At 52.8% G+C, this 24,509-nt stretch carries 17 protein-coding genes (1 of these 17 running past the window's edge); 8 read left to right on the plus strand and 9 right to left on the minus strand.

Going from position 1 to position 24,509, the window contains the following annotated elements; translation table 11 throughout:
• Positions 1-379: the 5' portion of a CDP-diacylglycerol--serine O-phosphatidyltransferase gene (gene pssA / locus C4F51_RS15785; protein WP_193911418.1), read on the minus strand. Its footprint begins 458 nt before the window's first position; only the first 379 of its 837 coding nucleotides appear in the window; the start codon lies at positions 377-379; the stop codon falls past the left edge of the window.
• A 134-nt stretch (positions 380-513) separates the two neighbouring features.
• The gene (ilvC, locus tag C4F51_RS15790) at positions 514-1,530 is read right to left on the minus strand and encodes a ketol-acid reductoisomerase (RefSeq protein ID WP_193912631.1); all 1,017 of its coding nucleotides are present in this window, start codon (positions 1,528-1,530) and stop codon (positions 514-516) included.
• 169 nt (positions 1,531-1,699) lie between these two features.
• Here ilvC and ilvY point away from each other — a divergent pair, with 169 nt between their 5' ends.
• Positions 1,700-2,602 carry an HTH-type transcriptional activator IlvY gene (gene ilvY, locus C4F51_RS15795; RefSeq protein WP_193911420.1) on the plus strand — a complete coding sequence of 301 codons (903 nt, stop codon included), beginning with the start codon at positions 1,700-1,702 and terminating at the stop codon, positions 2,600-2,602.
• 211 nt (positions 2,603-2,813) lie between these two features.
• Positions 2,814-4,736, plus strand: coding sequence for a polysaccharide biosynthesis protein (locus C4F51_RS15800; protein ID WP_193911422.1), 1,923 nt, complete (start codon positions 2,814-2,816; stop codon positions 4,734-4,736).
• Between the two features lie 49 nt (positions 4,737-4,785).
• On the opposite strand, the gene C4F51_RS15805 is transcribed toward C4F51_RS15800, so the two are convergent.
• The 4 genes from C4F51_RS15805 to C4F51_RS15820 all read right to left on the minus strand — a co-directional run bounded on the left by C4F51_RS15805 (position 4,786) and on the right by C4F51_RS15820 (position 9,271).
• A complete protein-coding gene (locus C4F51_RS15805; RefSeq protein ID WP_193911424.1) occupies positions 4,786-5,796 on the minus strand; it encodes an MraY family glycosyltransferase in 1,011 nt (336 codons plus the stop codon).
• Positions 5,797-6,765: a UDP-glucose 4-epimerase family protein gene (locus C4F51_RS15810; protein WP_193911426.1), complete on the minus strand. Its 969-nt coding sequence runs from the start codon at positions 6,763-6,765 to the stop codon at positions 5,797-5,799.
• Positions 6,766-7,044: 279 nt separating this feature from the next.
• Positions 7,045-7,536, minus strand: coding sequence for an acetolactate synthase small subunit (gene ilvN / locus C4F51_RS15815; RefSeq protein ID WP_193911427.1), 492 nt, complete (start codon positions 7,534-7,536; stop codon positions 7,045-7,047).
• Position 7,537: 1 nt separating this feature from the next.
• A complete protein-coding gene (locus C4F51_RS15820; protein ID WP_193911429.1) occupies positions 7,538-9,271 on the minus strand; it encodes an acetolactate synthase 3 large subunit in 1,734 nt (577 codons plus the stop codon).
• Between the two features lie 589 nt (positions 9,272-9,860).
• Here C4F51_RS15820 and C4F51_RS15825 point away from each other — a divergent pair.
• Positions 9,861-10,304 (plus strand): DUF4124 domain-containing protein, encoded by a 444-nt coding sequence (locus C4F51_RS15825; RefSeq protein ID WP_193911431.1) that lies wholly within the window; start codon positions 9,861-9,863, stop codon positions 10,302-10,304.
• Positions 10,305-10,344: 40 nt separating this feature from the next.
• Here C4F51_RS15825 and clpB read toward each other — a convergent pair whose 3' ends face one another.
• Positions 10,345-13,020: an ATP-dependent chaperone ClpB gene (gene clpB, locus C4F51_RS15830; RefSeq protein WP_193911433.1), complete on the minus strand. Its 2,676-nt coding sequence runs from the start codon at positions 13,018-13,020 to the stop codon at positions 10,345-10,347.
• Between the two features lie 245 nt (positions 13,021-13,265).
• Here clpB and C4F51_RS15835 point away from each other — a divergent pair, with 245 nt between their 5' ends.
• Together C4F51_RS15835 and C4F51_RS15840 are read left to right on the plus strand one after the other, a co-directional pair.
• Positions 13,266-15,122: a hypothetical protein gene (locus C4F51_RS15835; protein WP_193911435.1), complete on the plus strand. Its 1,857-nt coding sequence runs from the start codon at positions 13,266-13,268 to the stop codon at positions 15,120-15,122.
• A 207-nt stretch (positions 15,123-15,329) separates the two neighbouring features.
• Positions 15,330-17,423 (plus strand): EAL domain-containing response regulator, encoded by a 2,094-nt coding sequence (locus C4F51_RS15840; protein WP_193911437.1) that lies wholly within the window; start codon positions 15,330-15,332, stop codon positions 17,421-17,423.
• Here the strand turns inward: C4F51_RS15840 and murU are convergent.
• Both murU and C4F51_RS15850 read right to left on the minus strand, forming a co-directional pair.
• Positions 17,399-18,109: an N-acetylmuramate alpha-1-phosphate uridylyltransferase MurU gene (murU, locus tag C4F51_RS15845; RefSeq protein WP_328701436.1), complete on the minus strand. Its 711-nt coding sequence runs from the start codon at positions 18,107-18,109 to the stop codon at positions 17,399-17,401. The two genes, C4F51_RS15840 and murU, sit on opposite strands and share 25 nt — an antisense overlap.
• A gap of 5 nt (positions 18,110-18,114) precedes the next feature.
• Positions 18,115-19,185, minus strand: a complete 1,071-nt coding sequence (locus C4F51_RS15850; protein WP_193911441.1) for an aminoglycoside phosphotransferase family protein — start codon at positions 19,183-19,185, stop codon at positions 18,115-18,117.
• A gap of 237 nt (positions 19,186-19,422) precedes the next feature.
• Between C4F51_RS15850 and C4F51_RS15855 the strand changes: the two genes are divergently transcribed.
• The 3 genes from C4F51_RS15855 (at position 19,423) to pdxA (ending at position 24,498) form a co-directional block, all read left to right on the plus strand.
• Positions 19,423-21,987 carry an LPS-assembly protein LptD gene (locus C4F51_RS15855; RefSeq protein ID WP_193911443.1) on the plus strand — a complete coding sequence of 855 codons (2,565 nt, stop codon included), beginning with the start codon at positions 19,423-19,425 and terminating at the stop codon, positions 21,985-21,987.
• A 17-nt stretch (positions 21,988-22,004) separates the two neighbouring features.
• Positions 22,005-23,318, plus strand: coding sequence for a peptidylprolyl isomerase (locus C4F51_RS15860; RefSeq protein WP_235992349.1), 1,314 nt, complete (start codon positions 22,005-22,007; stop codon positions 23,316-23,318).
• A 172-nt stretch (positions 23,319-23,490) separates the two neighbouring features.
• The gene (pdxA, locus tag C4F51_RS15865) at positions 23,491-24,498 is read left to right on the plus strand and encodes a 4-hydroxythreonine-4-phosphate dehydrogenase PdxA (protein WP_193911445.1); all 1,008 of its coding nucleotides are present in this window, start codon (positions 23,491-23,493) and stop codon (positions 24,496-24,498) included.
• The last annotated feature ends 11 nt before the right edge of the window (positions 24,499-24,509 follow it).

Consider the following 24,509-nt stretch of genomic DNA (forward strand, 5'->3'; position numbering starts at 1 on the left):
CAAGGTCATGCAGTGACCAACTGAATATCACCAGTGCAGGCGCCAACCCGAAAGACACCATGTCTGACAGACTGTCATATTGCTCGCCAAACGCCGAAGACGTATTGGTGAGACGCGCGACCCGCCCATCCAGACCATCGAGAATCATGGCCACGAAGATAGCAATAGCGGCACTTTCAAAACTGCCGTGCATGGCAGCGACGATCGCATAAAAGCCGGCGAACAAGGCGGCAGTGGTAAACAGGTTGGGCAGAAGATAGACGCCACGACGACGCACCTTTTCACCATTTTCGGAAACTTCCTCAATATGCTCGTCAAATGGCAGCAAACCATCATCCTCTGCAGGAGCGGTTTTCGGTGTTTCTGTGTCATTAGTCATATGCAACCTCATCTATTGGCAGGCGTCGATTGTACACGGTCATGCCTTTCTTTCATTCTAATAAAATCAGGGGCGCCCCACAGACAAAAAACGCGGCCGAGGCCGCGTTTTTCAGATCAAGTACAACAAAGGGATCAGTTTTTAGCTTTATCCACAATCTTGTTTGCTGCAATCCACGGCATCATGGTACGCAGCTTCTCACCTACCACTTCGATACCATGCGCTGCATTGTTACGACGATAAGCAGTCATTGACGGATAGTTGCCAGCACCTTCAGCGATAAACATTTTTGCGTATTCGCCATTCTGAATACGCTTCAGCGCATTGCGCATAGCTTTGCGCGACTCTTCGTTGATAACTTCCGGACCGGTTACGTACTCACCATACTCCGCATTGTTGGAGATGGAGTAGTTCATGTTGGCGATACCGCCTTCGAACATCAGGTCAACGATCAACTTCAGCTCGTGCAGACACTCAAAATAGGCCATCTCTGGTGCATAACCAGCTTCAACCAGAGTTTCAAAACCCGCTTTTACCAGTTCTACCGCACCACCACACAGCACTGCCTGCTCGCCGAACAGGTCGGTTTCAGTTTCGTCTTTAAAAGTGGTTTCGATGATACCGGTACGACCGCCGCCTACGCCTGAAGCGTAAGACAGCGCCAGATCTTTCGCCTTACCGGAAGCATCCTGATAGATAGCAATCAGATCAGGAATACCGCCGCCACGCACGAACTCTGAGCGCACAGTGTGACCAGGCGCTTTTGGCGCGATCATGATGACGTCAAGATCGGCACGCGGAACAACCTGGTTGTAATGCACAGCAAAGCCGTGAGCAAATGCCAGCGCAGCGCCTTTCTTGATGTTCGGCTCGATTTCTTCTTTATACAGCTTGGACTGGAATTCATCCGGGGTCAGAATCATAACCAGATCAGCAGAAGCTACTGCCGTTGCAACGTCGGCAACTTTCAGACCATGAGCTTCAGCTTTCTTTACAGTAGCAGAGCCTGCACGCAGACCAACCACCACATCAACACCGGAATCTTTCAGGTTGCACGCATGAGCATGACCTTGTGAACCGTAGCCGATGATGGCAACTTTTTTGGACTGAATAATGGAAAGATCACAATCTTTATCGTAATAAACGTGCATGGCAAACACCTGATTAATAGAGTTAAACAAACCTTTGCTCGCGCCTCCTGAAAAACGAACCGTACAGGAAACCACAAGCAGCCGAAAACAAAGGCCGGTAGTGTAAGAAAAAATCATCATCTCGTAAAATGATATATTCGCAACCTAATGATGCACATATGGCAATACCATGGATATCAACAAGCTCAAACTATTCTGCACTCTCGCCACTACGCTGCACTTTGGCAATACCGCCAGGCTTTGTCATGCCAGCCCCTCCACCATCAGCAGACGCATCAAACAACTAGAAGATGAGTTGGGCAAAACGCTGTTTGAGCGGGATAATAGATCAGTGGCACTTACCGGAGATGGCCAGAATTTTCTCTTGTTTGCCAAAGAGATATTGCAACAATGGGAGCTTTACCAGCAATCCTTGCATGCCGACGCCAATCAACTGACCGGCCAGCTCAGCATTTATTGCTCGGTCACTGCAAGCTACAGCTTTCTATTTGATATTCTTACGCGTTTTCGCAGCCACTACCCGGGCATCGCACTGAAAATTCACACCGGTGATCCGGCTCCTGCTATCGAGCGGGTACTGGCAGGCAATGAAGATATTGCGATTGCCGCAAAACCGCACAAACTCCCAGCGGGATTAGGCTTTAAAACGATTGCCAGATCCCCCCTCATATTTATTACCGCCAGAAACAGCGAAACGTTTGCACCGCCAATCGTTGCTCCCGCTGGCAAAGAGAGCACCCAGCGCTACTGGGCCGATATTCCCATGATCATTTCAGAGGAAGGCATCTCCCGCGAACGCATTGATCGCTGGTTTAAACGCCAGCAAATTAACCCTAACATTTATGCTGAAGTAAAAGGGCACGAAGCCATCGTTAGCATGGTTAGCCTGGGGTTTGGCATTGGAGTACTGCCCAGAATTGTGCTGGAAAACAGCCCACTGGCAGAAAAGGTAACGCCTTTCCACTTGCAGCCCGACCTTGGCCCCTACGAGCTCGGCGTTTGCGTCATGGAAAAACGCCTGAAAAGCCCTATTGTGGAGGCCTTCTGGCAACAATTGGCCGATCACACCTGACCGATAGCCGTTATTTCATCAATGTGTGACGCCATTTTGGCCCGATACGTATTTTTACAATGCCGCGCGCCTGTTATCGCTTATAATCACGCTCAATGGAACATCCGCAAGATCAAGCCACTTGTCGAGGACGAAAAGTGCACCATCTGTTTTATCGATCCAATACGTCTGGCGGCTGCGATATATCCCGCTCCTTATCTCGAGGTGGCAAATGCTGAAGGCCTTACTGGAGGCGCCCCGCTCAACCAAACGGGTAATTTCTCTCTGTTACGACACAGTTGCCATCACCCTGGCTTATTACGCGGCGACTTGCATGCGGCTGGGGAACTTCAGCATTCCGTTTACCGAGCGGGAGCTGACAGCACTGTCGATTACCATTGTGGTGAGCCTGTTTATTTTTATCCGCATGGGCATGTATCGCGCCATCCTGCGCTACATGACACTGCCCACCCTGCTAACCATCGCTATTTGCGTTTGCCTTTCAGGGTTGGTGCTGGCGTTGGCCGGCTTTTTTACCCACTCCCGAATACCTCGCTCGGTGCCCTTTATTTACATTACCACCGCCATTCTGCTGATAGGGGCACCGCGCCTTTTGATGCGTAACATTATCTTGCTTCTTAATCAGCCCGGGCTGCTGGGCAAAGAGATGATTCTGATTTATGGGGCAGGCTATACCGGCCACCAATTGGCGCTGGCACTGCCGCCCAACCAATACCATATCGCCGGGTTTATTGATGATAACCCTGCCTTGCATGGCACGGTGCTCGCCAACAAAAAAGTTTACTCGCCCGAGATGGTCGTTTCCCTGAAAGCCCAGGGAATCACCAAAGTGCTGCTGGCCTTGGGTGACGCGCCCAAGTCGCGTCGGGCACAGGTTATCAAGCGGCTTGAATCCCTGCTGATCTCCGTACAAACGGTGCCGGCAATTGATGATTTGATCAGCGGCAAGGCAAGTATTGATCATATTCGGGACATTGAAATTGAAGACCTGCTGGGAAGAGATCCGGTACAGCCCAACCTCGATTTATTGCACGCCGGAATTACGCGCAAAGTGGTCATGGTAACCGGTGCTGGCGGCTCCATAGGCAGCGAGCTTTGCAGACAAATACTGCAACAACTGCCATCCACTCTGGTTCTGTTTGAATTGAATGAATACAGCTTGTATCAGATTGAACAGGAATTATCTCTGGAGATAGCTCTGCATGATTTACCGGTACAGCTGGTCAGCCTGCTTGGCTCCGTACAAAAAGAGCACCGTCTTGAAACCATTATGCGCACCTACGGCGTTCAGACCATTTACCACGCCGCCGCCTACAAGCATGTGCCACTGGTTGAGCAAAATATCGTGGAAGGCGTACGCAACAATGTATTTGGAACATGGTATTGCGCAGAAGCGGCTATCAGGGCCAAAGTCGAGTCTTTCGTGCTGATTTCGACCGATAAGGCGGTTCGCTCTACCAATGTCATGGGTGCCTCAAAACGCATGGCAGAACTGGTCTTACAAGGATTATCCCAACGCCAGAACACCACGCGTTTTACCATGGTTCGTTTTGGTAACGTTCTGGGTTCATCCGGCTCAGTGGTGCCGTTATTCAGACAGCAAATTAAAAATGGCGGGCCGGTAACAGTAACTCATCCCGAAATCACTCGTTACTTCATGACCATTCCCGAAGCGGCAGAGCTGGTTATTCAGGCTGGCTCGATGGGCCAGGGAGGCGATGTTTTTGTACTTGATATGGGCGAACCGGTGAAAATCATCGATCTTGCTACCCGCATGATTCACTTGTCAGGGCTTGAAGTAAGAGATGATGCCAACCCGGAAGGAGATATCGAAATTGAATGTACCGGCTTGCGTCCCGGCGAAAAGCTTTATGAAGAATTATTGATTGGCGACAATGTGACCGGCACAGACCATGTGCGGATTATGCGGGCTGAAGAGCATCACTTGACCTGGCCGGAAACCCGACAAATATTGGACGAGCTGGATAAGGCCTGCCATCACTGGCGCTGTGATGAAGTGAAAGATCTGCTGATTCAAGCCCCGACAGAATTCCATTCGACTGAACCCTTGTGCGATTCCGTTTGGTTAAGAAAACAACACGCCATGAAAAAAGTGGTATCCATCGTTCAATAGACAGCGTCAGGCGGTGGCAATAAAACGGCCCACCGCCTGCTTGCACCCATTAAACAACCTCCTTCTGCCCTGCACGAAAATGCCAGGCAAGCACCGCAAGGGGAGCGTAGGCAATTAACAACGCAAGCGCCCCATCCAGCAGCTGAAACACCACGCCTAACGCCATTGGTAGCAACCAGAAAAGATTAATTGCCAGCACGGCCAACGAAACTCTTTTGTGCGATTGGTAGTGACGGGACGCCGACTGATAAGCATGACTTCGATGAGCCTGGTAGATTTTTTCACCGCGAGCCAACCTGACAAACAAGGTCAGTGTTGCATCCACCACAAACACTCCCAGTAAAATGAGCCAGCACCAGAACAAATCCTGCGAAAACCAGGCAGCCTGTACCAGGATGCCGCCTATCATCAACCCCAAAAATCCGCTCCCTGCATCGCCCATAAAAATTTTAGCCGGCGGGAAATTCCATATCAGGAAACCGGCCACAGCCACAGCCAGCAACAGAGGCATTATTATTCCGTGACTATAGCCAACCAGATAAGCAATCACAGCCCCCGCAAGACATACCGAAACTGCCTCGATACTGGCGATACCGTCAATGCCGTCCATAAAATTGTAGAGATTTAAAAGCCACACCAGACCAATGCATGCCAACACACCACCCACCAGCGACAAATCAACTACTACCCCAAAAAATTCCAGAGGTGGGAAACCGCCAAGACTTACCACCAACACAATTGCACTGCACAGATGACCCAGAAAGCGCCAACCAGCAGCAATATGTTGATGGTCATCGAAAAAACCCAGCGTTGCCACCAGTACCCCGGCGATACAAAACCCTAACCATTGTCGGGTTTCGACGTAGCCTGTTGTGCCAGCGATGACGAGAAGCAATAAAAATGAAACAACAATCGCTACGCCACCCCCACGAGGGGTTGGTATCGTATGCGAACTGCGTTCATTGGGAACATCAACAACCTGGTTGGAAATAGCGTACTTGCGGATAAAGATGGTAAGCAAAAAAGAAAGCGAAAAAGCCGACAGAAGAAAAAAAAGCATTTATTGATTTTCCAGAAAATGATCCGCAGTCTGCTGTAGCGCCATGCCGACCGGGCCATTTGGCCGCCACCCAAGCAGCTGATAATTTTTCGTAATATCGACCTGGAGGGAATCACACAAGCGTTGCGCCAGATGTTTCTTGCCGAATAAAGTCGCCAACCCCTTTACCATCCACTGAGGCAGCGGAATCAACCTTGCAGGACGGCCAAGCGCCATGCTCATTTTTTTCAACAACTGCGTAGTGGATAAATCTTCCCCGTCGCTGACCATAAAAATTTCGTTGGCCGCCGCCGGATGTTCGACGCAGGTAAAAATAAAGTCCACCAGATTATCCAGAGAAACCAAACTTCTTTTATTGTTAATCGCGCCGAATGGCAAAGGGAGCCCTTTATTCAACCAAAGCATCATATTATGAAAATTTGCTTTCACACCCGGGCCATACACCAGAACCGGCCGGATGATAACAACTTCCATACCCGTCTCTTTAGCGAGTCGCAACAATGCCTCTTCGGCTTCCATTTTTGACCGGGCATAAGAACCTGAAGGCGAAGGCGTGTCCAGGGATGAGAAGTGTTTCCCCGGCTCGGTTTTCTCACCGTTAACCTTTACTGTACTGATAAAGATGAACCGCTTGACGCCCGCGCCAGCAGCTTGCCGGGCAAGATTCAAGGACGCATCAAAATTAACTTTGCGATAGATGGAAGTTGCATTGTTGATATCGTCACTTAAGACGTGGACATGCGCAGCAGCATGGATCACCACATCAATGTCTGCCATGGCGGCGCCCCAGTCAGGCGTGCTGGTAAAATCCGGCATAAAAACAGCTGCCGGGTGAATATTCTGGCCGCCTTTCCTGCCACCCTTTCGGATACGGTAAACCGGACGAAAATTGATATGCTTTAAATTACGTGCATGACGCAAAATTGCACTACCGATAAATCCGCCACTTCCTGTTAATAAAATATTCATCAATTTAACCAGCTTTTGAAAAATATAAGCGTTTCAATCGAAAGATGTGCCAACAGCGCATCCTGCCCGATAGTGCTCAAACCCAGCGAAAGGCGCCATTGTAACTCTAAATTTTATACAGTTTATGTGTCAGTGTTGACATAGCACCGGATCCTTCAGCACAAAGGGAGAGATTAAAAAGTATAGATGGGAATTAAAGGAGTAATGCACGCGGAAGAATAAAGGAAAGGTGGCAGAAAAAGTCGGCCAATATCAAATATTGGCCGACTTTCAGGAGCATTACAAACTCAACACTTTTTCACCGCGGGAAATACCGCTTACGCCGGTTCTGACGACTTCAAGAATGGAGGCATCGCCAACGGCTTGAAGAAAGGCATCCAGTTTGTCGCTGGCACCCGAGATCTGGATGATATACAGCGAGCTGGTGACATCGACGATCTGGCCACGGAAGATATCGACACAGCGCTTGACTTCTGCGCGCTGCGCGCCGGCGGCTTTGACCTTGACCAGCATCAATTCACGCTCGATATGCGCACCTTCGGTAAGGTCCACCAACTTCACCACATCAATCAGCTTATTGAGGTGCTTGGTGATCTGTTCGATTTTGTGATCATCACCGAGGGTGGTCAACGTCAGACGCGACAAGGTCGGGTCTTCGGTGGCTGCAACGGTGAGACTCTCAATGTTGTAACCGCGCTGGGAGAACAAACCGACTACCCGGGACAGTGCGCCTGGAGCATTTTCCATTAATACAGAAATAATACGTCTCATATCAGGTGCGCTCCGTCTTGCTGAGCCACATATCTCGCATGGAGTGTGCAGCAATTTGCATGGGGTAAACGTGCTCGGATTGATCCACGTTGATATCCATAAATACCACGCGATCTTTCAGGGCAAAACATTCTTCCAGTTTGGCTTTCAGCTCTTCTTTTTTGGTCACTTTGATGCCCACGTGACCATAGGCTTCAGCCAGTTTGATGAAGTCCGGCAAGGAGTCTTCATAAAGACTTTCGGCATAACGACCGGAGTACTGCATATCCTGCCATTGACGAACCATACCGAGCGCCTGGTTGTTCAAACAAATGATTTTCACCGGCAGATGGTATTGGGTGCAGGTCGACAGCTCCTGAATACACATCTGAATACTGCCTTCACCGGTAACGCACACCACGGTTGCATCACGGTGAGCCACCTGCACGCCCATGGCGGCCGGCAAGCCGAACCCCATAGTGCCCAGACCGCCGGAGTTGATCCAGCGGCGCGGCTTGTCAAAGCCGTAGTATTGCGCAGCAAACATCTGATGCTGGCCTACGTCGGAGGTAACATAGGCATCACCGCCAGTAGCTTCCCAGATAGCTTTGATCACATCTTGCGGTTTGATTTTTTCAGAGGTGGTGTCGTAGCGTGGCTGGCTGTAAATGCCGTGATGATCACGCCATTCATTAACTTGTTGCCACCAATCGGCAATTGCCGCTGCATCCGGCTTTTCGTCTGCCTCATGAATCAGCGTCAGCATTTCTGACAGCACGCTGTCCACAGCACCGACGATGGGCACATCGGCAACGACCGTTTTGGAGATAGAGGCCGGATCAATATCAATGTGGATAATCTTCGCGTTAGGGCAAAATTTGGTCACCGCATTGGTTACGCGGTCATCAAAGCGGGCGCCTACCGCCAGAATCACATCACTGTGGTGCATCGCCATATTGGCTTCATAAGTACCGTGCATACCCAGCATGCCTAAAAAGCGCTTGTCGGTTGCCGGATAACCGCCCAGACCCATCAAGGTATTGGTACAAGGGAAGTCCAGTGTTTGCACCAGTTCGGTCAACAACTCGGAAGCATTGCCCTGCACCACACCGCCACCGCTGTAAATAACCGGGCGCTTGGCAGCCAGCAGCAATTGCACGGCTTTTTTGATTTGACCGGAATGACCACGGGTTGCCGGCGTGTAGGAACGCAGCTTCACCTTCTCCGGGTATTCGTAGGGGAAGGTTTGGTTGGGTGCAGTGATATCTTTAGGTACATCAATAACCACTGGCCCCGGACGACCGGTGGCAGCAATGTAATACGCCTTTTTAACGATTTCCGGAATTTCGCTGGCGTGCTTGACCATGAAACTGTGCTTCACCACCGGACGGGAAATCCCCACCATGTCCGTTTCCTGGAAAGCATCTTCACCAATCAGATGGCTCATCACCTGGCCGGAAATTACCACCATCGGGATCGAGTCCATGTACGCGGTCGCAATGCCGGTAATCGCATTGGTAGCACCCGGGCCGGAGGTTACCAGCACGGTACCGACGCGGCCGGTAGAGCGGGAATAGGCATCCGCTGCGTGGGTTGCCGCCTGCTCGTGACGCACCAGAATATGCTTGACGTCTTGTTGTCTGAAAATAGCATCGTAGATATGCAATGCAGCACCGCCCGGATAGCCGAAGATGTGCTCAACACCTTCGTCTCGTAACGCGCGGATTAACATATCTCCGCCTGAGAGCATTTCCACTTTGTGTCCCCTTTGTAATGTCGTATGGCGCAAGTGCGCGATAACAGAAATGGCAATGCACAGGAACCGACCAGTTCCCGATAAAAGGGAGTCGCCCTGTGCATCATCGACAGTGTGATTAACCAGAATCCTCTGCCGCCGCGCGGGTAGCGATTGCGGTGGCCCGAGGGCAGACGTCGTCGGTGGACGCGCCTTCGCGATTGCGAATGGTTCGATAAGCGGGTGACTTACCGGAAGCAGACTGTGTTGCCGAGGTTATCGACCGGATCTACAAGCCATCTTGCGAACTGACGATTTTGGCAAGATGACCGGTAAAGTCAAGGAGATATTTTAACCAACGAGGCGGCAAACATCCGTAAACAGCCTGAATATTGCACCTGCAGCAGCCATAAAAAACTTTTCAATTGATTGTTTTTAAAAGGGTTTTCAGAAAATTTTGGCAGCGATCTCTAGCAGAGGCACCACCTTTATCCGTCAGTAAAGCCATACCACCAAAAATCTGTGACCAAGGTATAGACGGAAATGTCGATCATTCCGCTATAGTAGTCGTCTATTTAATGAGGCAGATAAAAAGGAAGACCGGGATCTTATGATGAACAGACGCCTGAACGGACATCAACGCCTGCTGGCCATCGCGCTACTCACAACAGGGCTGACACTGCCGCTGACGGGCTCGGCGCAAATCTATAAATGGGTAGATGAAGACGGCATTACCCACTTCAGTGAGCGCCCGCCCAAAAACACGCCTGCCGCTTTGATCAAACCGAAAACCGGCCACAGCGAACCGGTCTTTTATGGCGGCGCATCCTCGTCAGCCAGTGAAACCGAACCGGAGATACCCGAAGGCATGGTGACAGAAGCCGCGTATCACCAGGAGCGCTGCGAGGTTGCTCGACAAAACCTGCAAGCACTGAAGAATTTTGGCCGGGTAAAAGTGCGCCGGGACGACGGCGAAATTCATTACCTGAGCGAACAGGAACAACAGGAGCGCGTCGCCACCAACCAGCAAATGGCCGACGAAAGCTGTCAGTGATAAATAAAACCATGGCCACCCGCAGGTGGCCATTATCCGTTTAGTGAACCGGGCTACCGATTACCGATTGATCCGCCGAAAAAACCAGCTTATTCCCGTCAATACCGACGTAAACCGTATTACCAGGAACGAACTTGCCAGCCAGAATCTCCTGTGCCAGCGGGTTTTCGATCTGTTGCTGAATCGCCCGTTTCAGCGGCCTTGCACCATACACCGGATCAAAACCGCTGGTCGCAAGACGACTCAGCACCGCATCGGCCAGCTCGAAACCGAGGTCGCGTTCGGCCAGTCGGCGGCGTAACAATTCCAGCTGGATATCGGCAATACCGCGAATCTGCTCACGCCCCAGCGGATGGAACACCACCACCTCATCAATGCGGTTGATAAACTCCGGACGGAAATGACCAGTCACCACATCCATTACCGCGGCTTTCATGGCTTCATAACGGTTTTCGTTGTTCAGTGAATGGTTGCTCTCTTCACCGAGCAGACCATCAAAACTGACCGTATCGAAGGATTTATCTTCTGCCAATTCCTGAATGCGATCGGAACCCAGGTTGGAGGTCATCACAATCACCGTATTACGAAAATCCACCGTTCTGCCCTGCCCGTCAGTCAACCGACCGTCTTCCAACACTTGCAGCAGAATATTGAAAACATCCGGGTGGGCTTTTTCTACCTCATCCAGCAGCAGCACCGAATAAGGTTTACGGCGCACCGCTTCGGTGAGGTAACCACCCTCTTCATAACCGACATAGCCCGGTGGCGCACCGATCAAGCGGGCCACGGAATGTTTTTCCATAAACTCCGACATGTCGATGCGAACCATTGCGTCGGAGGTATCAAACAAAAACTCCGCCAGCGCTTTACACAATTCGGTTTTACCTACGCCAGTGGGGCCGAGAAACAGGAAAGAGCCGTTGGGCCGATTGGCATCCGACAAACCGGCACGGGAACGGCGCACCGCATTAGCCACCGCAACCACCGCCTCGTGTTGACCAATCACACGTTTGTGCAGCACTTCTTCCATACGCAAGAGTTTTTCACGTTCACCTTCCAGCATTTTCGAGACCGGAATGCCGGTCCACTTGGAAACCACTTCAGCAATTTCTTCTTCAGTGACTTTATTGCGCAGCAGTTTCATCTCCATCATTTCCGCCTGGCTGGCCATGTCCAGCTGCTTTTCCAATTGCGGAATAACACCGTACTGCAATTCCGACATGCGGGTGAGGTCGCCTTTACGACGATTTTCATCCAGCTCGAAACGCGCCTGCTCCAGCTGGCTTTTAATATCCTGAGAGCCTTGCAGAGCGGCTTTTTCAGTACGCCAGATTTCATCGAGATGGGCAAATTCACGCTCCAGACGATCAATGTCCTGGTTGATTTTTTCCAGGCGTTTTTTGCTCGCCTCGTCTTCATCTTTTTTGACGGCTTCGCGCTCGATTTTCAATTGAATCAACCGGCGCTCAAGGCGATCCATCTCTTCCGGTTTGGAATCAATTTCCATACGGATGCGGCTGGCCGCTTCATCAATAAGATCAATTGCTTTGTCGGGCAGCTGACGGTCGGTGATGTAGCGCTGCGACAATTTTGCCGCGGCGATAATGGCCGAATCGGTAATATCCACGCCGTGGTGAACTTCGTAGCGCTCTTTCAAGCCGCGCAAAATAGCGATGGTATCTTCTTCGCTCGGCTCATCAACCTGCACTTTTTGAAAACGGCGCTCCAGTGCGGCATCCTTTTCAATGTATTTGCGGTATTCATCCAGCGTGGTGGCGCCCACGCAATGCAGCTCGCCACGCGCCAGCGCCGGTTTCAGCATATTACCGGCGTCCAGCGCGCCGTCTGCCTTACCGGCACCCACCATGGTGTGTAATTCGTCAATAAAAAGAATAACGCGGCCTTCCTGTTTGGAAAGTTCGTTGATGACCGACTTGAGGCGCTCTTCAAAGTCACCGCGAAATTTGGCACCGGCCAGCAGCCCGCCAAGATCCAGCGACAACAAGCGTTTGTTTTTCAAACCCTCCGGCACTTCACCATTAACGATGCGCTGCGCCAGGCCTTCAACGATAGCGGTTTTGCCCACACCCGGCTCGCCAATTAACACCGGATTATTTTTGGTGCGGCGTTGCAATACCTGAATGGTGCGGCGGATTTCATCGTCGCGACCGATAACCGGATCAAGCTTGCCGGCTTCGGCCCGGGCGGTTAAATCGACGGTGTATTTTTCCAACGCCTGACGGTTACCTTCAGCGTCGGCATCATCCACGGTTTCACCTCCACGCATGCGCGTTACCGCTTCTTCGAGACGGCGGGCATCGCCGAATTTTTTTAACAGACTTCCCGCCGGATTATCGCCATCATTCATCGCCGCCAGCAGCACCGCTTCGCTGGAGACAAATTTGTCACCGGCTTTTTGCGCGCGGCGATCGGCAAGGTTCAGCAACCGGCCCAGTTCCTGGGACATGGCAACATCGCCGGTGGGGTTGCTGATGCGCGGCAGGTTGTCCAGTGCGGCGGTTAATGCGGTGCGCAAACCGGTAACATCAAAACCGGCCTGGCCCAACAACAAACGCACCGAGCCGGCGCCTTTTTGTTCCAGCATCGCCAACAATAAATGCAGCACATCCAGTTGGCTATTGTCGCGGCCCACTGCCAGCGACTGGGCATCGGATAAAGCCAGTTGCAGTTGGTTGGTCAGGCGGTCAATTCGCATAGGTTCCTCGGCAATAATCCAGTGAAAATATCAGGTTTACAAACCTTCCAATGTCTGCAAATTTGGGGGCGGTGCGGGTTAAATCAAGCAAGGCGGCGGATTATTTGTTACGCAACATTTAACGTCAGCGACAAATTCAACTATAGTCCGGGGTTATAGAGTCCCCGCTATAGAGTTCCGGGTTATATTCCCGAGTGAAGTGCCCCTGATCCGGTCAGCGACTTTTATTGACGAAGAAGTATTCGATGTTTTCCGATAACGATAGCCTCAATTTGCTGCTTGCGCTGAAACTGCCCTCTCAGGAACAGGCACAACTGAGCTTTTGCCATAGCAACAAGCCGGCAGCATTGCAGGATTGGCTGGATCAACTTCCCCACACCCAGGCACGGGTAATCAGCACGCATTTTTACCGGGCTTTGCCAGAACTTGCCAGGCTGAAAATCCCGGTAACCCAGCGTATCGCCCTGCTCGATTCGGTGTGGGATCCGCTAACCTACTGCCTTACCGGGCTGGCGAAAGATTTTCTTAATCAACCGGTGATTTTGCCGGAAGCAGCCCGCAAGACCGCCACCCTTGCCCAAGCGCTGCAAAAACACGCAAGCCAGGGCTGGCTGGTGGCGCTACGCGAGTTGTGCAGCAACATCCTCAATGATGAAGCCCGATGCCGGGCGCTGATGGCACTATGTATCCACCGCGCGCTCACCAGCCATGCCGCGTTTATGTTGCGCAGCTGGCAATTGTATATTCCGGTACCGCCCTCGCTGTGGCAGGAAGCGCACCTGCTGTATCGCATTGCCGAAGCCGCTGGCATCGCCCGCAATAACGTCTCGCGACCGGACAGCGATCTACTGCTGGTCGGCAACATCGAACAAATCTATGTACGCATTCTCCTGCTCGCCAGTGCCCGGCCAAATCAGTTAAGGCAGGATGAGCTGGGCCAGGTGTGGCAGGCATTGATCGGGCTGGGCAATGAAATTGGCTTGCAGCCTTATGATGCGACGGACAACAACTCGCTCTTTGTGGCTGATATTTCAGGTGATCAACCTCCCGCCCATCCATCGCGCCAGCCGGGCGTGAAAAATACCTTTTGGCGGCAGCCGGCGATGGGAGCAATCCAGCGCTTTATTAGCGATATGCTGCCCGCCACCGCAGCCAGTGAAGCGCTGGCAGAGAATCCTTTACGCTCATTGCGGCCCCCCTTGTCGATCGCCTTGCTAAGACATCTGCACCAGGCCTGGTATGTGCTCGCCAAACGGCGGGATGATCGTCAGTCCACCCAGGGGCATATCGAAGTAACCATTGGCCTGAGCAACCTGCATTACCACCTGAGCAATAAAACCCCCTTCGATGTGTTTCTCGAACAGGTGGATATGATGGGGGGCAAAACCGGACAAAGCCGCAGCTTTCAACAGCGGGGCATTCAGCTGAAAACCGCCGCCCCAGCCCCGGCAGATGACCCCTGGAGTACAGCACTGGATGCGATTCCTTATGGCTCATCAGGGAAGGGGCCGGACACCAGCAAGATTGATGCGGCAATTCGGCAACACCATCAGGGCGAATATCAGGGGCATCACCCCACTTATCAGGTGCCGCTGCTGGACGCCAGCGAGAACGGCTACTGCCTGGAATGGCAAGGCGAGATTCCCGCTCAGGTAAAAGCCGGTGAACTGCTCGGGCTGAAACCTGACACGGCCAGGCATTGGCGCATTGGTGTTATTCGCTGGGTACAGCAAACACCGGGAGCCACCCAGCTCGGCATTCAGATTTTGGCGCCGCTGGCTCGCCCGGTTGCGCTGGCCACCATCCACAAAACCGGCGATTTCACGGAATATTTACGCGGCTTGCAGTTGCCGGCGCAGCGACTGTCCAACCAACCCGGCACGCTGATTACCAACGCGGTCTCTTTTCGTGAATCCTATAAAGTACGGCTGTTTGTACCTGCAACCAGCGGAGCCAATAATGGCAACACCGAAAAAGCAGCGATTGCGCAAAGCTTGCAGCTGGCGGAGCGGCTTTTCTCAACCGGCGCCTTCAGCCAGTTTACCTTTCGCCCCATTGCCACGCTGACCAGCGAGAGCAGCCAAACGCCTGTAAAAAAGTAAGCATTTACTCACTCAATTACCATGAGTAATTTTTTGCGCCAGATCACCAAAATTGCCCGGCAAGATTGAGCCTAAACCGGTTTCGCGTAATATACCGATGCAACAAAAGGAGCGATTATTGTGGGATACTCGATCTCTCCCGAGGGACGTCAGGCACAGTTTCAGGGACCCTGACCATCATTTGATTACTTGAGTGACGCACGTTTTATGAATCTGACAACCACTATTCGTCTGTTGATTCTCGATAATTCCCGTACCGAGGCCGAGCGCCTGATCAGCATGCTGCACAATGCAGGCTGTCCGAACCGCGCGCAACATGTCGATAGTGAAGAAATTCTGGTCAAGCTGTTACAGGAACAACCCTGGGATTTACTGATCGCCAATGACCAGACCACCAATGTCAGCCCATCCGCCGCGCTTAAACAAATCCGCCGCCTCAACAAAGATGTACCGGTCATTTTATTAAATGACGACGAATCTCCTTCAGCGGTGGTTGATGGCTTGAAGCTGGGCGCCGCCGATGTTATCCGCCTGGACGATGACCAGCACTTGCTGCTGGTGATTCAACGCGAACTGGCCAACCATGAAGCGCGCCAAAGCAAACGCAGTGCCGATCGCCGCTTCAAGGAAGCCGAGCGCCGCAGCCAGCAACTGCTCGACAGCTCCCGCGATGCCATTGCCTATGTGCAGGATGGCCTTTACTTATACGCCAACGAATCCTTTGCCGAACTTTTCGGTTACGCCGAAAAAGACGATATCGACTGCATGCCGATTATGGATATGGTCGCCGATAAGGATCAGGAAACGCTGCGGCATTTTCTCAAGGATTTCACTCTCAAGGGCGTGGATACCGAACAAACCCAGCTGGAATTTCAGGGCCTGAAGCAGGATGGCTCGGCAACGCGCATCCAGCTGGAAGTTTCTCATGTCACTTATGACGAAGAACCCTGCATCCAATTTCTTGCCCGCGCCCGCGCTACCGCACCGGCTGATAACGAAGCGCTTGAAGCTCGTATTAAAGAATTGAAATGGCAGGACGCGGCAACCGGTTTGTATAACCGCCAATACGCTATGGAGTTACTGGAAAAAACCATTGAGCATATTAGCGACCAGGATCATCTCAGCCTTATTTACGTTGACATCGACCAGTTTGCCGAGCGTATTCAAAATTCCGTTGGCGTTGCGCAGGGTGATCGCGTACTGGCAGATCTTGCCAAACTCTTGCAACAACACGCCAAACCGGAAGACACCCTGGCTCGCTTCAGTGACTCGGCTTTTGCCCTGATCACCGCCAATATCAATGTCGATGATGCCGTTGCCCGGGCCACAAAAATTCACAAAGCCATTGAACAGCGCATTATTGATATTGATGGCAAAACCTTGCAGGTGAGCGCCAGCATTGGCATCTCGCTGATCAATGAAAACTCTACCAGCATCGGAACCGTTATTGAGCAAGCGCTGAGCGCCATGGAGAAAGCGCGCAGCGAAGGCGGTAACCGCGCGCTGCTGTTTGAACCGGATATTTCCGGCGATCACTCTTCAGAAAAAGAAATAATTGCGGCGGTACAACACGCACTGGATAACGACCGCTTCCGCCTGCTGTTCCAGCCGATTATCAGCCTGCGCGGTTCGGCAGAGGAGTACTACGAAGTCTTTTTGCGGATGGTGAATGAGAAAAACGAGGAAATTTCTCCCAGTCGTTTTCTCGATAGCGCCGCCAGTATTGGTGCCACCGGCAAGATTGATCGCTGGGTGATTCTCGAATCCTTCAAGATGCTCTCGCAACACCGCGGCAAAGGCAATAAAACCCGTTTGATTATCAATTTGAGCAAACAATCGCTGTGCGATGAAACGCTGCTGCCGTGGCTTGGCGTGGCATTTAAAGCAGCAAAATTGCCGCCCGATGCGATGGTTTTTCAGGTGCACGAAGCGGACATTACCGACCACCTTAACGCCGCCAAAGCCTTTACCGCCGGGCTGCAAAAACTGAAAACCGGTTTTTCAATCAGCAATTTCGGCTGCTCGCTGAATCCTTTTAATACCCTGAAACATGTGCCCGCCGATCTGATCAAGGTCGATGGCTCCTTTACTCTGGATATTCAGAACAACAACGCCAACCCGGAAACCCTGATCAAGCTGATCGAACAGATTCACGAAGAAAACAAAATCACTATCGTGCCTTTTGTGGAAAACGCCAGCGTACTGTCCACCTTGTGGCAGGCCGGCGCCCATTACATTCAGGGTTTCTATCTGCAAGAACCGACCGGCAGCATGAGTTACGATTTCAATATGGAGTCCTGACCCCGGGACTGGGCCTGCAACGCACTTTCAAGTTGTTGCAGGCGCTCCGGCGTTCCCACATCACTCCACCCGCCGCGATATACCTCACCGGTCAATTGCCCCTGTTCGATAGCCAACCGCAGCACCTCAACCAATGGAAATTTGCGACGCCGCTGCGGATAGTTGGCAATTAATGACGGCGAAATAATGCTGATACCGGCAAAGGTGAAACGCCGCTCTGCCACACCTTGCGGCGTGATTAACGCCCCGTCTTGCGGAAGAAAGAAATCACCCGCCGGGTGAAACGATGGGTTGGGCACCAGCACCAGATGACCCGCACTCGCCTCTTCCGGCACACGGGAAGATAATTCCGCGATAGCGATATCGCTCCAGACATCGCCATTAATCAGCAATATCGGCTGCTCGCCCAATAGCGGCAGCGCATATAACAGGCCACCGCCAGTTTCCAGCGGCTCGCTTTCTTCCGAATAGGCCACGTTTAAACCCCAACGGCTGCCATCACCAACAAATTGCCGGATCTGGTCGCCGAGGTAGGCAAGGTTAATCACCAGCTCGCGAATACCGGCGGCCTGCAAATTCTCCAGGTGATATTGCAACAGGGGTTTACCGGCTACCGGAAGCAGCGGTTTTGGCAAGTGATCGGTGAGTGGGCGCATACGCTGGCCAAGGCCGGCAGCGAGAATCATGGCTTTCAACGAAAGACATCCTCTTCAGGCAAGTACCAGGCTTGCTGGCGAATCAGCGGCATGAGCTGCTGCTCAAACCAGAGCGAAAAATCATCCAGCTCGGCGTAACGCCCGGCAACGCCGGTGACATAACGGATCACTCGTGGCAGGTCAGCGAGGAAATGGGATTTGCCATCACGCAGATGCACGCGAGCGAAAATACCCAGCACTTTGATATGACGTTGCAAGCCCATCCAGTCAAACCAGCGCAACCAGGTTGCCTCGTCCACCGCGGGAATAATCCCCGCCGCCATCATCACCCGTCCGTACCCTGCCGCCCATTGATTAACCGCCTCGTCTGGCCAGTGCACATAACAGTCGCGCAACAACGATACCGGGTCATAGGTACACGGCCCCCACAAAGCACCCTGAAAATCGATCACACCGATGGTGCCATCGTTGCAGCTGATGAGATTGCGGGAATGGTAGTCGCGGTGCACCAGCACCTGAGGCTGCTCCAGCGCACTGCTTTCCAGCCGATGAAAAAGAGCCTGCAACATGTCCTGCTCACGGGCAGAGAGAGGCTTTTGCAATAAAGCCCCGACAAACCACTCGGTGAAAATTTCCAGCTCGCGCCGCAGCAAAGGTTGATCGTAACGGGGGATAAAATCCGGTTGATCCGGACATTGCTGCAATGCCAGTAGTGCGGTCAGTGCTTCACCGTAAATACCATTGGCGGTTGCCAGCGATGGCTCAATTTGAAACTGTCGGTAGAGCAAGTTATCACCAAAGTCCTCTACCACCAGAAAACCGAGGGCAGGATCAACCGCCTGAATAGCGGGGGTATGGATATTATTTTCACGCAGGTAAGCGGCTACACGTACAAACTGTGGCGTATCTTCGGTAGCCGGATTGGCGTCGACAACCAGCCAGTTGCGGCCTGCGACACTGACCCGGTAGTAGCGGCGGAAACCGGCTTCTTCTCCCAGCGGTTCGAGTTGTGTGGCATTCAGATCCGGTAAAAAATGCTGCTGGCACCAGTCCAGCAGCGCGCTAAAGCGGGGAGTGCGCAGGTGAGAAGCGCCGGCAAGGGTCATGCTTTTCCTCGGGTACAAACAGGATCGCAGCAGCGATCGGGACAACATCGCCAGCATTAACGGCGATATCAGCACAAAATGGCCATGATTCTAACCCGATAGGGGTCAGGTTCGTCAAAATGGCGATCCCATTCCGAGAGATTCATTCCAAGGCCGGGCGTATTGCAGTAGAATCCCCGCCAGTTATTTTTGTGCCTTTTTCATGCTGCATTGCCAGCCTATGTCCGAGATTGCTTAATGGTTGATGCTTCACCCGGTAACCTGTTGCGCTCATCCAAGCCTGCCCGCCAGATTTTACGCCGGGGTCAACCTGTGCCTGTGAAGCCGCTGGCGTTTGTCATCGCGGCGTCCATTTGCTCGCTGCTGCCACTGCATGCCATCGCCAGCGCTTGCAGCAATCCCGAAACAGCGCGCGACAGTGGCCTGGATTGGGTGCCCGTCGATCAGCTTACCGCCGCACAACGCGCCGCCATGCCCAATGCCTGTTGTGGTGCCTATATCGCGCCGCTGCGGACGGATGCAGACGCCAACGCCGCTCCGGAAATGACTGCTCTGCGCGCCACCGCCGACAGCTCCGACGCCCAGCTGCAGTCCCGCATTGCCATGCAGGGGAACGTCAGCATTACCCAGGGTTATCGCTCCATCCGTGCCGACAACGCTACCTACTCGCCCGAAACCCGCGACGCCAGCATCAGCGGCAACATTCAGTTGCGCGAGCCAGGCATGCTGTTGAAGGCAGACGAAGCCAGAGTAGATCTGGACCAGGGCAATTCCACCCTCGAAGGCACGGAGTTTGTGCTCTACCAAAGCCGGGTGCGTGGCATCGCAGACAAGCTGGAAAAATTTGGCGACCGGCTGATTCGCCTCGAAAACAGCCGTTTTACCAGCTGTGAGCCCGGTAGCAACTTATGGTCGGTGGCCGGTTCGGAAATCAAAATCCGCCCGGATGAGCATTACGGCACCGCCCGTCATATGCGACTGAACATCTTCGATGTTCCGGTACTTTACTCGCCTTACATGCGCTTCCCGGTGGGTGATGAACGCCTCACCGGCTTCCTGTTCCCGTCCATATCTTTTGATCGTAAAACAGGCATTGACGATATCGAGGTGCCTTTTTACTGGAACATCGCACCCAACTACGACATGACACTGATGCCGCGCTACATGAGCGAGCATGGCGTGGTGTTGAATGTTGAAGGTCGCCACCTTTCAAATCACTTTGAAAGTCTGGCCAATGTCAGCTACATGGCGGACGACAAAGGAAATTATGATGCCCGCACCCGGCAGAAAATAGAGCAAGGTCTGAAAGAGGATCACACTGGCGAAGAGCGCTGGATGCTGAACTTCAACCAGCTGGGTGGTCGTGGTGAACGATGGGGAACGCGGATTGACTACACCGACCTCAGCGATAATGATTACTTACTGGATCTCAACCGCAGCTCCATTGACTCCAACCGGCAGGCTTCCGTCACCCAGCGCATGGATGCCGACTATCGCACCGACAACTGGCTTTTTGGCGCGAAAGTTGAAGAGATTCGCCTGCTAACCAACTCGAACCTGCCCTACCGCGAACTGCCTCGTGTCAATGCCGATGGCCGCTACCGTTTTGGTAACTTCCAGCTCGAATTGGACAATGAATACGCTCGCTTTGACCGCAACAGTTTCTATCGCGGTAACCGGACGACGCTTATTACCGGTGAACGTTTCCGCTCGGACTACCAGTTGAGCTGGAATAAAAACATGGTGTGGGGCTTTTTCAAACCTGCGGTGGCATGGCGAACCCTGGGCTACCAACTTGAAGATGAATCCCTGGTCAACCCGGATCGTGACGCGCCATCCTTGCACGCGCCACAAGCCAGTATTGATATGGGCCTGTATTTTGAGCGTGACAAAAACTGGTTTGGCCAGAGTTTTACGCAGACCCTGGAACCGAGAGTTTTCTATCTTTATAGCGACCATGCCAACCACGATGATCTCTATAACCTGACCAGTGACAATCGCTATGTCAACTTCGACACCAGCCAGCTGACCTTTACCTACAGCCAGTTGTTTCGTGACACCCGGTTTGCCGGTGGCGACCGCCTCGACGATGCCAATCAGGTATCCGTCGGGCTTTCTTCTGCCTGGATTGAGCAGAAAACCGGTGTTGAGCGCCTGCGCATGAGCGTTGGCCAGATTTTGTATATCGATGATCGTCGGGTGAGCATTTTTAGCCGCGATACCGACCAGCCGGAAAATTACGCGCAAACCTCTCCCATCGCGGCCCGACTTAGCGGCCAGTTTGGCAAAAGCGTTCGGCTTAACAGTGATCTGGTTTACGATCACCGCGAAAACCACGTGGACAGCGCCAGCGTGACCATGCGCTACATGGATGATCAATACCGCATTCTTAACCTGGGTTATCGCTATCGACGCGATCCTATTATGGCCAGCCCGCTCAACCCGAACCCGGTTGCCACCGAGCCACAAAACCAGCTGGATGCATCCGTCATCTGGCCAGTGGTCGGTCAGTGGAGCGTTATCGCCCGTACCAACTACGACTTTGAATATCAGGTGGAACTCGACACCTTCGCCGGACTCGAATACAACGATTGTTGCTACCGCATCCGGCTAATGGCGCGTCGCTGGCTCGACTTCGACTACAGCGCCAATTTTCTGCAACGTGTGACCAGCAGCGATTATGATCGCGGCGTGTTCGTGGATATCCAGCTGAAAGGTCTCGGCAATATCAGCGAACGCGTCAGCAACCTGATGGACAAGGCTATCGTCAACTACAGTCGGCGCGAAAACGCCTTACGCTAAGATACAGTGAAAAAATTATGATGATAAAAAATCCGCTCAAATCCCGTGCTCACCTGCTGGCTTCAGCACTGCTGGGTAGCCTGCTGCTAATGGGCATGCAAGCAGCCCAGGCACAAACCGTGATGCTCGACCGGGTCGTAGCGATTGTTGATGACGATCTGGTGCTCGAAAGCGAACTGAACAACCGTACGCTCACTGTTGTAGAGCGGCTGCAAGCCCAATACGGACAACTCCCTCCACAAGAAGTACTGCAGCGTCAAATCCTCGAGCAGCTTGTTGTAGAGCGGGTGCAACTCCAATTGGCCAAGCGTTACGATATTGATCCGGGCGAGGCGGAAGTTGACCAGGCCATCCAACGTATTATGCAATCCAACGGCATTACCCTGGCGGAGCTGGAAGCCGATCTGCGCCGAGAAGGCATGAGCCTTGACGCGCTGCGCAAGCAAATCAAAACCGACCTGACCATCAACCAGCTGCAACAGGGCGTGGTCAACAGCCGCATCCGTGTCACCGATCAGGAAATTGATAACTTTCTTGCCTCTACCGACGGCAAATTTGCGACCTCGCCGGATTATCGTCTCGGCCATATTCTGATTGCCGTTTCCGGCGGTGCCGATCCGGACATGGTCAGCGCCTCGGAAAAAGAAGCGCAGGATATCTACCAACAACTGCAAAGCGGTGCTGACTTTTCGCAAATGGCCATCAGCCATTCCAACGATCAAAGCGCGCTTCAGGGCGGTGATATTGGCTGGCGCAAACTCGCCCAGCTGCCCGAGCTGTTCAGCCGTCAACTGGTCGATTTGCCGGTAGGTGGTGTATCCAAACCTTTCCGCAGTGGTGCCGGTTTTCATATCATCAAAAATATGGAGCAGCGCGGTGGTGGTGAGCAACTGGTTGAGCAAACCAAAGCCCGCCACATTCTGGTGAAAACGTCCGAAATCATGGATGACCAGCAAGCCCGTAACAAACTGCTGGCGCTGAGAACGCGCATCGAAAATGGCGAAGACTTTGCCACGCTGGCTCGCGAAAACTCCGAAGACACCGGCTCCATGCTGTCAGGCGGTGATCTGGGTTGGGCAATGCCCGGCATGTTTGTTCCCATCTTTGAAGAGACCATGGCGAACAGCAGTATCGGCCAAATCAGTGAGCCCTTCAAAAGCCAGTTTGGCTGGCACATCCTGCAAGTGCAGGAGCGCCGCAGCGAAGACATGAGCAACCAGATGAAACGCAACCAGGCCGCCAACCTGATTCGCTCACGCCGCTTTGATGAGGAATTCCAAATGTGGTTGACGCAAATCCGCGAAGAAGCCTACGTAGAAGTTAAAATTTGATACCACGGATCGGTGAGCGCCACGCAACGGCGCTCACCGATTCAACGACATCGAATCCCGCGCGCCGTTTTAAATCGCGCCCGCCAATACAAACTGCCATTCGATCGTCGCCTGCACCTTTCACACGCCAGACATCTTTAATTCCACAATCGCCTCTTTGGTCCCGACATTCATGAATACACCCTGCTTTCGACTTGCATTAACACCGGGCGAGCCGGCCGGCATTGGCCCCGACCTGGCCATTTTGTTGGCTCAGCAGGCGCAGGATCATGAAATTGTAGCCATTGCTGATCGGCAGCTATTAGAAGAGCGCGCTGCGCTGCTCAAGCTGCCGGTTCGCTTTCGGGAAATTAATCTTGCGGACGCGCCCCGCCCGCTGGCAGCTGGTGAATTGGCCATTTTGCCCATTGCACTCACCACCGCGGCAGAGCCTGGAAAATTAAATAAAGCCAATGCCGGCTACATTTTGAAAACGCTGGATGCGGCCATTGCCGGCTGCCAAAGTGGTGCCTTTGCGGCACTGGTCACCGGGCCGGTGCACAAAGGCGTGATCAACGAAGCCGGCATTCCTTTCAGCGGACATACGGAATATCTGGCAGAGCACACCGGTACCGACAAAGTCGTGATGATGCTCGCCACCGAAGGCCTGCGCGTTGCGCTAGCCACCACCCATTTGCCGCTTAAAGACGTTGCTGCTGCCATTAACAGCACGGAGCTTGAGCAGGTTATACGGATTTTACACAGCGATATGCAGCAGCAATTCGGTATCGCCAACCCGCGGATTCTGGTCTGCGGCCTGAACCCGCACGCTGGCGAAGGTGGCCACATGGGTCGCGAGGAAATTGACATCATCGAACCGCTGCTGGATCGCTTGCGCCTGGAGGGGATGTTACTCGAAGGCCCTTTGCCCGCCGATACGCTGTTCACCCCCAAATACCTCGACCACGCCGATGCGGTGCTGGCGATGTATCATGATCAGGGTTTGCCGGTATTAAAATACAAAGGTTTTGGCCAGGCCGTGAATATCACGCTGGGTTTACCGATTATTCGCACCTCGGTCGACCATGGCACTGCGCTCGATCTCGCCGCAACAGGCAAAGCAAATCCCGGCAGCCTTCATACGGCACTGGCGTATGCTTTAAACATGGCGCAGGCTCGTCATTTATCTTTTACACGCTAAACGGTTATTGC

It is taken from the genome of Cellvibrio polysaccharolyticus (assembly GCF_015182315.1).
GTDB classification, from domain to species: Bacteria; Pseudomonadota; Gammaproteobacteria; order Pseudomonadales; family Cellvibrionaceae; genus Cellvibrio; species Cellvibrio polysaccharolyticus.

Excerpts from the sequence above, each read along its gene's own strand:
- ilvC (WP_193912631.1), bottom strand. The coding sequence starts at position 1,530 with ATGCACGTTTATTACGATAAAGATTGTGATCTTTCCATTATTCAGTCC.
- ilvY (WP_193911420.1), top strand. The coding sequence starts at position 1,700 with ATGGATATCAACAAGCTCAAACTATTCTGCACTCTCGCCACTACGCTG.
- C4F51_RS15800 (WP_193911422.1), top strand. The coding sequence starts at position 2,814 with ATGCTGAAGGCCTTACTGGAGGCGCCCCGCTCAACCAAACGGGTAATT.
- C4F51_RS15805 (WP_193911424.1), bottom strand. The coding sequence starts at position 5,796 with ATGCTTTTTTTTCTTCTGTCGGCTTTTTCGCTTTCTTTTTTGCTTACC.
- C4F51_RS15810 (WP_193911426.1), bottom strand. The coding sequence starts at position 6,765 with ATGAATATTTTATTAACAGGAAGTGGCGGATTTATCGGTAGTGCAATT.
- ilvN (WP_193911427.1), bottom strand. The coding sequence starts at position 7,536 with ATGAGACGTATTATTTCTGTATTAATGGAAAATGCTCCAGGCGCACTG.
- C4F51_RS15825 (WP_193911431.1), top strand. The coding sequence starts at position 9,861 with ATGATGAACAGACGCCTGAACGGACATCAACGCCTGCTGGCCATCGCG.
- clpB (WP_193911433.1), bottom strand. The coding sequence starts at position 13,020 with ATGCGAATTGACCGCCTGACCAACCAACTGCAACTGGCTTTATCCGAT.
- C4F51_RS15835 (WP_193911435.1), top strand. The coding sequence starts at position 13,266 with ATGTTTTCCGATAACGATAGCCTCAATTTGCTGCTTGCGCTGAAACTG.
- C4F51_RS15840 (WP_193911437.1), top strand. The coding sequence starts at position 15,330 with ATGAATCTGACAACCACTATTCGTCTGTTGATTCTCGATAATTCCCGT.
- murU (WP_328701436.1), bottom strand. The coding sequence starts at position 18,109 with ATGATTCTCGCTGCCGGCCTTGGCCAGCGTATGCGCCCACTCACCGAT.
- C4F51_RS15850 (WP_193911441.1), bottom strand. The coding sequence starts at position 19,185 with ATGACCCTTGCCGGCGCTTCTCACCTGCGCACTCCCCGCTTTAGCGCG.
- C4F51_RS15855 (WP_193911443.1), top strand. The coding sequence starts at position 19,423 with ATGGTTGATGCTTCACCCGGTAACCTGTTGCGCTCATCCAAGCCTGCC.
- C4F51_RS15860 (WP_235992349.1), top strand. The coding sequence starts at position 22,005 with ATGATGATAAAAAATCCGCTCAAATCCCGTGCTCACCTGCTGGCTTCA.
- pdxA (WP_193911445.1), top strand. The coding sequence starts at position 23,491 with ATGAATACACCCTGCTTTCGACTTGCATTAACACCGGGCGAGCCGGCC.